General features: G+C 36.8%; 13 protein-coding genes. All 13 read left to right on the top strand.

What is annotated here, in order from left to right; translation table 11 throughout:
• Nucleotides 1–112: 112 nt before the first annotated feature.
• The 13 genes from HORE_RS06595 to era all read left to right on the top strand — a co-directional run bounded on the left by HORE_RS06595 (nucleotide 113) and on the right by era (nucleotide 12,295).
• Complete coding sequence (locus tag HORE_RS06595; protein ID WP_012636197.1) at nucleotides 113–748, top strand: DUF421 domain-containing protein; 636 nt, start codon at nucleotides 113–115, stop codon at nucleotides 746–748.
• Nucleotides 749–1,112: 364 nt separating this feature from the next.
• The gene (gene yqfC, locus HORE_RS06590; RefSeq protein WP_012636196.1) at nucleotides 1,113–1,382 is read left to right on the top strand and encodes a sporulation protein YqfC; all 270 of its coding nucleotides are present in this window, start codon (nucleotides 1,113–1,115) and stop codon (nucleotides 1,380–1,382) included.
• Nucleotides 1,383–1,394: 12 nt separating this feature from the next.
• Complete coding sequence (gene yqfD / locus HORE_RS06585; protein WP_012636195.1) at nucleotides 1,395–2,564, top strand: sporulation protein YqfD; 1,170 nt, start codon at nucleotides 1,395–1,397, stop codon at nucleotides 2,562–2,564.
• A 40-nt stretch (nucleotides 2,565–2,604) separates the two neighbouring features.
• Nucleotides 2,605–3,513, top strand: coding sequence for a PhoH family protein (locus HORE_RS06580; RefSeq protein ID WP_050748647.1), 909 nt, complete (start codon nucleotides 2,605–2,607; stop codon nucleotides 3,511–3,513).
• A 2-nt stretch (nucleotides 3,514–3,515) separates the two neighbouring features.
• Nucleotides 3,516–5,654 (top strand): HD family phosphohydrolase, encoded by a 2,139-nt coding sequence (locus HORE_RS06575; protein ID WP_012636193.1) that lies wholly within the window; start codon nucleotides 3,516–3,518, stop codon nucleotides 5,652–5,654.
• A complete protein-coding gene (gene ybeY / locus HORE_RS06570) occupies nucleotides 5,632–6,060 on the top strand; it encodes an rRNA maturation RNase YbeY (RefSeq protein ID WP_012636192.1) in 429 nt (142 codons plus the stop codon). The genes HORE_RS06575 and ybeY overlap by 23 nt, the downstream gene beginning before the upstream one ends.
• 12 nt (nucleotides 6,061–6,072) lie before the next feature.
• Nucleotides 6,073–6,768 carry a diacylglycerol kinase gene (locus tag HORE_RS06565; protein ID WP_012636191.1) on the top strand — a complete coding sequence of 232 codons (696 nt, stop codon included), beginning with the start codon at nucleotides 6,073–6,075 and terminating at the stop codon, nucleotides 6,766–6,768.
• Between the two features lie 55 nt (nucleotides 6,769–6,823).
• A complete protein-coding gene (locus tag HORE_RS06560; RefSeq protein WP_226984139.1) occupies nucleotides 6,824–8,122 on the top strand; it encodes a hemolysin family protein in 1,299 nt (432 codons plus the stop codon).
• 4 nt (nucleotides 8,123–8,126) lie between these two features.
• Nucleotides 8,127–8,741 (top strand): DUF502 domain-containing protein, encoded by a 615-nt coding sequence (locus HORE_RS06555; RefSeq protein ID WP_012636189.1) that lies wholly within the window; start codon nucleotides 8,127–8,129, stop codon nucleotides 8,739–8,741.
• Nucleotides 8,722–9,747, top strand: coding sequence for a DUF881 domain-containing protein (locus tag HORE_RS06550; protein ID WP_143710039.1), 1,026 nt, complete (start codon nucleotides 8,722–8,724; stop codon nucleotides 9,745–9,747). Before HORE_RS06555 ends, HORE_RS06550 begins: the two co-directional genes overlap by 20 nt.
• A 17-nt stretch (nucleotides 9,748–9,764) precedes the next feature.
• Nucleotides 9,765–11,006 (top strand): DUF3048 domain-containing protein, encoded by a 1,242-nt coding sequence (locus HORE_RS06545; RefSeq protein WP_050748613.1) that lies wholly within the window; start codon nucleotides 9,765–9,767, stop codon nucleotides 11,004–11,006.
• A 6-nt stretch (nucleotides 11,007–11,012) separates the two neighbouring features.
• The gene (locus HORE_RS06540; RefSeq protein WP_012636186.1) at nucleotides 11,013–11,414 is read left to right on the top strand and encodes a cytidine deaminase; all 402 of its coding nucleotides are present in this window, start codon (nucleotides 11,013–11,015) and stop codon (nucleotides 11,412–11,414) included.
• The gene (gene era, locus HORE_RS06535; protein WP_012636185.1) at nucleotides 11,411–12,295 is read left to right on the top strand and encodes a GTPase Era; all 885 of its coding nucleotides are present in this window, start codon (nucleotides 11,411–11,413) and stop codon (nucleotides 12,293–12,295) included. Before HORE_RS06540 ends, era begins: the two co-directional genes overlap by 4 nt.
• Nucleotides 12,296–12,302: the final 7 nt, after the last annotated feature.

Here is a 12,302-nt window from a genome sequence, read left to right as displayed (position 1 = left end):
TCTATTATATCAGGAATACAAAGTTTAAAGACATCTTTATTTCTGCAAAGTAAATTGTAAAACTATAAAATATTGATACAGTCTAATATGGATAAATGGGGACTGATAAAGAGTGATAAATATAATAATAAGGACCATTACCGTTTATCTGGTACTGCTTATCCTGGTAAGATTGATGGGAAAGCGGGAAATAAGTAAACTATCTCCCTTTGATCTGGTGGTAGCTATTCTTATTGCTGAACTTGCGGTTATTCCAATTGACAAAGAAAAAATAAATCTTATTAAAGGGATAACCCCCATTGTTCTACTGGTTTTTCTTGAAATACTCATTTCTTTTGTTTCCCTTAAAAGTAAGTCTTTAAGGCAATTTATTAATGGAAAACCGGTGGTTTTAGTCAGAGAAGGGGAAATAGACTTTAAGGCTTTAAAGAAGATAAGATATACGGTAAGTAATCTTTTATTACAACTGAGAAAGAAAAATGTTTTTAATTTGCATGAAATAAAGCTGGCATTCCTGGAAACTACCGGTGAGTTAACTGTGATTACCAATCAAATACAGGACAAGATTAACCTGCCGGTTATTGTAGATGGTAAAATTAATGAAATAAACCTTGATATTATAGGGGTAGATGAGTTTTTTATAAAAAATATGCTTAAAAAAAGGGAACTTGAGATTTCTCAAATTATACTGGCAATGTTAAGTGAGGAGAAAAAATTAAAGATAATTAAATTAAAAGAAGATGATTAAATCAGGAGAAAAAAATATTATTCAGAAAGGGCTGCTGTACTAGTTAATAGTCAGCAGTCTTAATTTTAGAGTTATTATTTTTTTTACAATTTTTTTATAATTGATTTTCATAGTTGCAAAACCGGGAGATAAATTTCAGTTTTACTCACCATTCAATTTTTTTACAGATGGTCAGGGTTGTACTGATCTGTTGAGGTTGTCATACCGGAGTATATAGAGAATAAAACTAATTTTGTAAAACTTGTAAGAAATAATTATTGTGTTATAATATAAGAGAATTCTTCTGGCTCATATTCCTAACCAGTATTATTTCCCTTTTCTCTCGCATAAATTTTGTAAAAGAGGGAAGGGGGATATTCTAATTATGGAAGGTTTAAAAAAACAGTTTTGTGATATTTTTGAGTTATCTCCGGAAGTTGTACTTGATTTACCACTATTAATGATGGTAGGCCAGCAAAAGATATACCTGGAAAATCATAAAGGAATTGCCCTCTACCAGGCTGATGAGGTTAAAATCAGGGTTAAATCCGGTTACCTGATTGTTACCGGACAGGATCTTGTTATTGAAGAAATACAGACCGATCACTTATCCCTGTCGGGAAAATTAACCGGGCTAAACTACGAGCAGGGGTAGGGGGCGTTAACTTTGCTGAGAAAAATAATGAATTTTATCCAGGGTTATCTTTTAATTGAAATTACCGGGAATGCCTTGGAAAGGTTTATAAACCAGATCATTGAAAAGGAAATTATTCTGTGGGATGTTAAGCGTGAAAACAAATCCAGATATCTGGCCAAAATAGATATAAAGAATTTTAATAAATTAAGACCTCTTGTCAGGAAACGGATGTGCCGGGTCAGGATAATGGATAAATGTGGCCTTCCTTTCCTTATTACCAGAGCAAAACAGAATTATTTTCTTTTGGTAGGTTTTTTAATATTATTTTTAATACTTTATGTTGGCTCAAATTTTTTATTATTTATTGGCATTGAGGGTCTTGAAAAAATACCTGAAGAAAGGATTATTAACATCCTTAAAGAAGAAGGGGTAAGACCCGGAATTTTAAAAAACAGGGTTAATCCTGAACGGCTGGAAAGCATTATTCTGAAGGAAGAGCCTCGCCTGGCCTGGGTGGATGTTAAATGGCAGGGAAGCAGGCTTTTTATTGAGACCGTTGAAAAGAAAATAGTAGAAAAAACAGAACCCGGACACCTCATTGCAGCTAAAAGTGGAGTGATAAAAGAAATCATTGTTTTAAAGGGAAAAGCGGTTGTTGAAGAAGGAGATACGGTATTATCAGGTCAACCTCTTATTATCAAGCGTGATAAAAACGAGAGGGCCCGGGGTATTGTCAGGGCTTATGTCTGGTATGAGGCAGAAGGTAAGGTCCCTGTAAATTATAAAGAGGTAAAATATACTGGAAAATCTAAAACTATTTATAGATTGAAGTTTGGAGAATATGGGTTATCAATTCCATGGAATAAACCTGACTGGAAGTCTTACAGGATAAGAAAAGAAATTAAATCTCTCCCGGAATGGAGGAATCTCAGCATTCCTATAGAATTAATTAGAGAAGAGTACAGGCAGATAAAGTATGTCAAAGGAAAAAGAAGCTATAAGACGGCGCTTTTTCTGGCTAAAGAAAAAGCCTTAAAAAAAATACTCAGGGAGATAGATTCCGGGACTATTATTTTAAATGTTAACTCCCGGGTTATAGAAACCAAAAATGAAAATGTGGTTAAAATTAAATTATTAATCCAGACTGAAGAAAATATAGCTAAAATTACAGACGAGGAGGGTCCTGGTGGTAGCGACTGAAAAAGAATTTGAAATTAATAATTACCAGTTATTAAGAAATATGGTAGGTAACAAGGACAATAATTTAAAATTAATAGAGGACAGGACAGGTGTTCAGTTAATTAGTAGAGGGAATACCATAAAAATTATTGGGGATGAAGAAGAAGTTGAATTTGTCAGAAGACTTTTATCAGAGTTAATGAAAATTACAACTGAAAATAAATTATTAACAGAACAGGAGGTCAGGTATTCCCTCGAACTGTTGAAAACCAATAATCAGGCAGATTTGAATAAAATATATAATGATGTTTTACAGGTAAACTATCGTGGTAAAAAGATCAAAGTAAAGACCCTGGGTCAGAGGCTTTATGTTGAGGCCATGAAGAGTTCAGATATTGTTTTTTCCATCGGGCCAGCCGGAACCGGTAAGACTTATCTTGCCGTGGTTATGGCGGTTAAATTTCTATTAAATAAAAATGTGGGACGTATTATTTTAACACGACCTGCTATAGAGGCCGGGGAAAAACTCGGTTTCTTACCTGGAGACATGCAGGATAAAATTGATCCATATCTAAGGCCTTTATACGATTCTTTATATGATGTACTTGGTCCCGAAAAGGTAAATGAGTATCTGGAAAAAGATATTATCGAAATTGCTCCCCTTGCCTATATGCGGGGGAGAACCCTGGATAATTCCTTTGTTATACTTGATGAGGCCCAGAATACTACACCTGAACAGATGAAGATGTTTTTGACCAGAATTGGGTTTAATTCCAAAGCGGTTATTACTGGAGATATTACCCAGGTGGACCTTCCCCAACACAAAAATTCGGGTTTAAACCAGGTTAGAAAGGTCCTGAAAGATGTTAAGGGGATTGATTTTATTTATTTGACCAAACAGGATGTTGTTCGCCATGACCTGGTTAAGGAAATTATAAGGGCCTATGAAAAATACGAAAGTAGGAGTTGACCATGTTTAAGTTAACAATTTTGAAAAAGTGGTATCGCAAGAGTTTTATGTACAGGCTTTTACAAAATTCAAGATACCGCAAAGTTTTTTGTGCGATTTTATTTTTCCTTATAGTATCTCTTATTTTAACCCTTGACCTTGTTCCCAGTAAGATTGATCTTGAGGCGGGAAAAGTAAGCCATAGTGATGTTGAAGCCCCGCGGACTATAACTTTTATTGATGAGGAAAAGACCTCAGAACTTAAGAAGATGAAGGCTAAATCTATTAGAATATACGAGGAAGACGTTAGTGTTAATAAGCGGGTTAAAGACAGGATAATATCCTTATTTGATCTCTTCATGGATAAAAAAATCCTTAAAGAAACAAAATACCAGAAGTTAATCAGTGATATTAAAGATAAATATGGTCCTATTACAGATACTACAATAAAGACTTTATATGAAGCACCCGTTGAAGACCTGGAAGAATTAAAGGGTATCTCTCTTGGATTAATGGAAGAACAGTTACAGAGGCGTATTCTTCCCAAAGATTTACCGGAAGCAAAAGATGAACTGGCCGAAAAAGCCCTTGAGCTGGACCTTTCCAAAAAATATCGCCTGGCTTTAGTAAATATTCTTGAAACCTTTGTTGAACCAAATATGAAGCTTGATGTGGAACAAACCCAGAAGAGGCGACAGGAGGTAATGGAACAGGTCGAACCTGAGACAATAACTGTTCGTAAGGGTGAGATAATTGTCAGAAAAGGAGATGTAGTTACCAAAGATGATATTAAAGCCCTGGAGGCCCTGGGACTTCAGAAACCCCAGGTAAATTACCTCGGTATTGTTGGTGTTATTATAACGATCATAATTTTAATGGTCCTGGTTGGATTATATCTAAATTATTATAAGCCAGAGATATGGAATGACCACAAAAAAGTAGTTTTTTTAGAACTAATGGTTATAATAATTCTTGTAATGGGTAAAATTATTGATTTATTTCAAAAGGATTATTTACTGTACACTGTGCCGGTTGCAGTTGCTTCTATTCTAACAACCATCTTAATCAGTACAGATATAGCCATTATTTTAACTATCTTTATTAGTTTTTTGGTAGGAATCCTCTTTGATTTTAATTTTAGCCTGGCAGTAATTGGTTTTATCAGTGGTCTGGTAGGAATATATAGCACTTCCAAAATAACCCAGAGGGGAGATCTGAATAGGGCAGCTCTGAATATTGGGGCTGTCATGGCTATTACTGTGTTAGGGTTATCTTTTAACCGATCATTTTATACCTGGATGGAGGTAATCCGGCCAGTTGGAGCCGGTATTCTGAACGGTTTTCTGGTTGCGATTTTTGCTAATGGGCTCCTGCCTTTTCTTGAAAATAGTTTTGACCTGACATCATCAGTAAGATTGCTGGAATTAGCTAATCCCAGCCAGCCCCTCTTGAAAAAACTTCTGGTAAATGCCCAGGGTTCTTACAACCATAGCCTGCTGGTTGGTAACCTGGCCGAAACTGCAGCCGATAATATTGGGGCAGATTCTTTACTGGCAAGGGTTGGAGCTTATTATCACGACATCGGAAAAATTAAACGCCCATACTTTTTTGCAGATAATCAATTTGGTGGTGAAAACCCCCATGATAAGCTGAAGCCAAATTTAAGTGCCCTAATTATAAAATCACATGTTAAAGATGGTGTGGAGCTGGCCAGAAAATATAAATTGCCCAAACCCATTATTGACATAATAGAACAACACCACGGAACCAATTTGATATCTTATTTTTATCAGGAGGCTTTAAGTGATGATAAACATGATAATATCAAGGAAAGTGATTTCAGATATGATGGGCCAAAGCCTCAGTCCAAAGAAGCAGCCATAATTATGCTGGCAGATATTGTGGAAGCAGCAGTCAGGTCTAAAAACTTTAAGAAGAGTAACCATAACCGGATAGAAGGTCTGGTAAGGGAAATGATTAAGGAGAAATTAATTGAAGGTCAGCTCGATGAATGTGATTTAACCCTGAAGGACCTTGATGTTATTGCCAGAAGTTTTGTCAAGGTTTTAACCGGTGTATATCATCACCGGGTTGAATATCCCGAAAACCTGTTAAAGGAAATCAAAAAGGGTGATTCCAATGGTAAAAGTAGAGATAAATGACAATCAGGGTATTACCGGATCCAATAATGACATCAAACAATTAATTGAAACGGTGATTAATAAAACTGCTGAAGTTGAAAAGGCGTCGGGGACGGTAAGTGTGGCTTTAGTAGATAATAAAACTATTGCTGAATTGAACAGTAAATACAGGAATGTTGAGGGACCGACTGATGTTCTTTCCTTTCCAATGGATGAAGATATCCTGGGAGATATAATTATATCTATAGATAGGGCCCGCCAGCAGGCCGATGAATATGGCCACTCTCTGGAAAGGGAACTGGGCTTTCTTACCGTTCACGGTATGCTTCATTTGTTGGGTTATAATCATAAAACAGATGAAGAAAAATGTGTAATGAGGCAGAAAGAGGAGAGGGTTCTTAAAGAACTTGAGCTCTACCGGGATTGAGGGGGTATTATTTTGCAGGAACACCGCTTAATTGATAGTTTTAATTATGCCCTTGAGGGAATTATCCATTCATTAAAGACCCAGCGAAACATGAAGATACATTTTGTTGTTGCCTTTCTGGTACTTCTGGCAAGCTTGTTTCTGGAAGTTACCAAGGTGCAGCTTATAATACTCTTTCTGGCAATAACCTTTGTTATTGCCATGGAACTTGTTAATACGGCCATAGAGGTAGTTATTGATATGATCTGTGAAGAATACCGTTTCCGGGCCAAAATAGCAAAAAATATGGCTGCCGGGGCGGTATTTATGGCTGCCCTCAATGCTATTATAATAGGATATTTGATTTTTCTTGATGATATTAAGGGTTTTTCTTTATCTCTAATAAACCAGATTAAGCAGGATCCCGCCCATCTTACCTTTATTGATCTGGGGATAATAGTAATTATAATTTTACTCTTAAAAAGTCTTGGGGGTAGAGGCACCCCTCTTCAGGGGGGAATGCCCAGCGGGCATGCTGCCCTTTCATTTGCCCTGGCAACTATAGTTGTCTTTTTAACCAGTGATATACTGGTGGCTTCCCTGGTTTATTTACTGGCCTTTATTGTTGGTCAAAGCCGGATTCAAAGCCATACCCATAGTCTTATGGAGGTTATCACAGGTGCCCTGATCGGGATTATAGTTACTGTTATAATTTTCCAGTTTTTATAAATAAACAAACCGTACTTTTGTTTTACAATAACCCTGCTTTGGTCTATAATTATAAATGAGATGGAAAACAGCAATAATGAGGGATGAAATTATGATATATAACGGTATTGGGTTAATCATATTATTTATTTTATCTGGATTTTTTTCCGGTGCAGAAACTGCTTTGATGTCAGTTAATAGGATTCGTATTAAAGAACTGGCCAATCAGGGCGATAAAAGGGCAAGGCTGGTCGACAGTCTTTTAAATAATAAAACCAGATTATTGACCACTATTTTAATAGGTAATAACCTGGTTAATATATGGGCCTCGGCCATTGCTACATCTATAGCCATTTCCCTGTTTGGTAACAAAGGTGTCGGGATCGCTACAGGTGTTGTTACCCTGCTGGTTCTTATCTTTGGTGAGATAACTCCTAAAGCTATGGGGAGTAAAAAGGCAGTCCGGTACTCAAAATTTAGTTCAATTTATTTATACTGGCTGGAAAGGGTTCTTTATCCAGTGGTTGTTTTTTTTGAGTATTTAATAAAAATATTTGTTGATAATGAAGATCTTCTATCATCAAAATTATTGAGTGAAGAAGAGATTAAACGGTTTGTAAATGTCAGTGAAGAAGAAGGGGTCATCAAAACCGATGAACGTAGAATGATAAATAGTATTTTTGAATTTGATGATACAACGGTTAAGGAAATAATGGTTCCCAGAATAGATATGGTCTGTATTAAAAGTGATACTGAACTCTCTGAAGTTATAAAAATAGCTGTAGACAGGGGTCATTCCCGTATTCCGGTTTATAAAAATACTATTGATGAAATAATCGGTGTAGTTTATGTTAAAGATTTACTCGGGTATTTAACCAAACCTGAGAATGATGCCAGACTGGCTGATTTTATAAGGTCTCCTTATTATGTTCCTGAAAGTAAGAAAATTAATGAACTCTTAACAGAAATGAAGAAAAAGAAAGTCCATATGGCCATTGTTCTTGATGAGTATGGGGGAACATCGGGTCTGGTCACCATTGAAGATATCCTGGAAGAGATTGTCGGGGATATTCAGGATGAATATGATACTGAGCCCAGCCAGATAGAATTTATCAATGATAAAGAATTATTAATTGATGCCCGGGTAGATATAGATGACCTTAACGAGATCCTTCCAGAACCACTACCAGGGGAAGAAGATTATGAAACTATTAGTGGGTTTATTTTACATTATCTGGGGTATGTCCCCAAAACGGGTGAAGAGCTTGAGCTGGATGGACTTCATATCCTGGTAGAAGAAAGCAGCAAACATCAGATTAAAAAAGTCAGGTTAAAAAGTTCTACCAAACTTAATAGAATAAAGGAAGGGGGGTAAGGGGTTGTTCAGGAGATTAAGAAATTTATTTTTAACAGGTGTTCTGGTATTACTTCCACTCATTGCTTCAGTATATGTTTTGTGGTTTTTATTTAACAGTGTAGAAAAATGGACTGCCCCAATGGTCAAGGTTGTTCTGGGCAGGAATATACCCGGGGTCGGAATTATTTTTACAATCATATTTATTTTTTTAGTGGGGTTGTTTGCTACAAATATTATCGGAAAGAGAATTATATCTTTTGGGGAGAGGGTTCTCCTTAAAATACCCCTTTTCAGGAATATATACATAAGTATTAAAAAAGTCCTTGAGGGTCTTTTTACTTCTAAAAAAGATACTTTTAAAAAGGCTGTTCTTTTTGAGTATCCCCGGAAAGGACTTTATCAGATTGGCTTTATAACCTCTGAATCATCCCCTTATTTTGATTATTTAACCGGTGAGAAATTATTAAATATTTTTCTACCTACTACTCCAAACCCTACCTCAGGTATGTTTATAATGATACCAAAAGAGGATGCCATTATTTTAGATTTATCTGTTGAAGATGCCTTAAAATTAATTATTTCTGGAGGCATACTCAACCCGGAGACTTTACCCGGAGTTGACCGGGAAGAAAGGTAGTGTCATTATCATGTTTAAAAAATATGGTAAGAAAGTATACCATATTCTGCTGATTACATTATTAATTTTAAATATTGTTTTAACAACCAGGGTTTTAGGCTGGATTTATCTGCCAGGAGAGGTAACCCCACTGGATAAAGCTAAACAGGGAGCCCAGGCAGTAATTAATTATAGTGAAGACCTGGCAAAGAGCTATGGTGTTGCCAGATCTAAATCTGTTAAGGATATTCTGGCCAGATTTAAGTATGAAATAGAAAAATCCAGTGACCCTGAAGAAGTAGCCAGCCTTATGCTTGACTATGGGAGACAGACCCAGGATATTATTTTCAGAGAAGTCCAGAATAAAAGGCTTAATACCATTCTCGACCTGATTAACAGACAGGAATTACCAAAAGAGGGTAGTGTTACCATATCAATGGTAAACGGAAAGGTTAAATTTTATGATCCGCGGGGTATTTTGGAGGATAAAATCCGCAAAAAAATAAAAGAAATTTCCTTAAATCAGACAGTGGAAATAGTTATTGAAAATAAAAGGGCCCGGGTAATTACTTCTGAAGATATATTTAACCAGGTCGAGTATCTACAGACAAAGATAGCTTCGCTGGAAAGGCAATTAACTGAGATAAAAAAAGTAACAGGTTATGGTCCCTTAAGTGGGCCAGGTATAATAATAAAAGTGTATGACAAAAACGGCAATCTGGAGAAAACTGGAATTGTACATTCTACTGACATCAGGAATATCGTTGATGAATTAATTATTGCAGGTGCTAAAGGAGTTGAAGTAGGAGGACAGAGGTTAACTGTTCATTCTGCCATCAGGTGTGTAGGCCCCACTATTCTTGTTAATAATAAACCTATACCGGTTAATCCCATAGTTATTAAAGCAGTCGGGGATCCGGAGGTACTGGCAAGCAGTTTAAATATAGTAAGAAACCATCTTAAGGCTTTTGGTATTGAACTTAAAGTCACTAAACAAAAGGAAATATCGCTTAAGGGGCAGAGTTGAATTAAGGGGTGAAATTTATGAAAAAAATAGGGTTGGTTTTACTGACTATAATATTCATTTTTACTCTTGTGGGTTGTAGTTCTTCAGGTCAGAAAGAGGCCGCGGTAGAACAAAGTCAGGAAATATCTAAAGAGAATAAACAGCAGGTTACAAATCCAGATGGAGGTAACCTTTCAGAAAGCCAGACCGGTACTAGTTCTGATGAGTCCATGGATCCCGGTAAGGTCGGGGATCTGAGTTTGAATGGAATTGGTTTAAATAAAGGCCTTGATAAAACAGGGGAAGATACAAATGTTAACTTTCCTGATAAAAAAAACACCAAATCAAATAAAAATCTGATTGAGGAAAATAACGATGACATTGCGGTATATCCAGAGTATTTTTCACCATTTACCGGGGAACCGATATTAAAACCATCCCTTGAAAGAACTATTATGACCTGTATAGATAATTCAGCTGCTGCCAGGCCTCAGGCGGGCCTGGATGAGGCTCTGATTGTTTATGAAATGTTGGTTGAGGGTGGTGTTACCAGGTTTTTAGCCCTCTACTGGCAGGATATACCTGATCAGATTGGTCCCATCCGAAGTGTTAGACCATATATGATCAAAATTGCCTCTGAATATAATGCTTTATTATTACACGCCGGGGCCAGTCCCCGGGGATTTGCTCTGCTGGAAAAGAGTCATGTTGACCATCTTGATCAGATATTCAAAGGAAGTTATTACTGGCGAACCAGTGATAGAGAGGCTCCCCATAATTTATATACCGGAGGATTTAAGATTAAAGATTATTTAAAGAATTTAACCGGTCAGGAATATGATGAACGTTTTAAGTTTAATAAAGTAAGTTTTGTAAGCTCGGGTGATATAAGGGCTGGTAAAATATATATATATTTCTGGGGCGGCTACAAGGTTTTGTATAAATACAATTCCAGAGAAAATCTCTACTACAGATATATTAATGATTTTAATACCCCCCACCGGAACGAAGATGATAAACACTTAACTGCCCGTAATATTATTATTCAGTATGTTCCTACCAGTGTTATTGATGATGTGGGAAGGCTTGAAATGGACTTAACCGGAGCCGGTGATGCCCTTATTTTCAAAAACGGTATTGTTATCGAGGGGTTGTGGAAAAATCTTAATGGGTCCAGGACCGATTTTTATAATAACAATGGTGAACAAGTATCCTTTAACCCCGGTCAAACCTGGATAATAATAGTACCGGAGACCACCTATGTAGATTATGAGGAGTGATTAAATTTGGATAAAACAATTAAAACATTAATTAAGAAAGCAAGAGAAGCCCGGGAAAAATCCTATAGTCCCTATTCTAATTTTGCAACCGGTGCTGCTGTTTTAACTAAAGAGGGCAAAATATTTACGGGTTGTAATATAGAAAACGCATCCTATGGTTTGACTAACTGTGCGGAAAGGACGGCTATATTCAAGGCTGTTTCTGAGGGGTATACTGAATTTGAGGCCCTCGCTGTAGTGGCTGATACCACAAGACCGGTCCCGCCCTGTGGAGCCTGTCGTCAGGTTATTAGAGAATTTTCTCCTGATATGAAGGTGATCATGGGTAATTTGTCAGGAAATACTGTAGAAACAACCGCTAAAGAACTCCTTCCGGGTGCCTTTAACAGGGGGGATCTGGATTCATGAGCTATAAATCCGGTTTTGTTTCTGTAATCGGGAGACCGAATGTGGGAAAATCGACCCTGATCAATAATTTAATTGGGCAGAAAGTTGTTATCACATCTCCCAGACCCCAGACTACAAGAAATAGTGTCAGGGGAATATATACCAGGCCAGAGGGCCAGATTGTTTTTGTAGATACTCCAGGAATTCATAAGGCCAGGAATAAACTCGATAATTATATGCTGGAGAAGGCATATGAGAGTCTTGAAGACATAGATGTTATTATTTTTATGGTAGATGGAAACTATTCCTTTGGTAAAGGAGACGAATTTATCTATAATCAGATTAAAGGTGTCAGAGTCCCTGTCATTGTTGCCATGAATAAAATTGACAGGATCAATAAGGAGATAGTTATGGAACGTCAAAAGAATTATGAAGAAAGAACAGGTTTTCCGGTTATACCTATATCTGCCTCCCGGGGAACCAATCTGGATACCCTGGTTGAGGAAATTTTTACATTTTTACCTGAAGGCCCCCAGTATTATCCTGAGGATATGGTTACAGATCAGATTGAACAGTTTGTGGTGGCTGAACTAATAAGGGAGAAGGTTTTTATTTTAACGAGGGAAGAAGTTCCTTATGGGGTAGCTGTTAAAATAGAGGAGATGAAAGAACGGGACAACAGTACTATGTATATAAGAGCCAATATTTACGCAGAAAAGAAGTCCCACAAAAAAATTATTATCGGTCATAAGGGAAAAATGATTAAAAAAATCGGGCGACTGGCCAGAGAAGAAATAGAAAAACTCCTTCAGACAAAAGTGTATCTGGATTTATGGGTCAAGATTGAAAAAGACTGGAGGGAAAAAGAAGGACTGGTTAAGCGTATGGGCTACAAGGGGTGAAATAGAA

It is taken from the genome of Halothermothrix orenii H 168 (assembly GCF_000020485.1).
Lineage (GTDB): Bacteria > Bacillota > Halanaerobiia > Halanaerobiales > Halothermotrichaceae > Halothermothrix > Halothermothrix orenii.
Note: the sequence above shows the minus strand (reverse complement) of the source record. Positions and strands in the feature narration are given on the sequence as shown.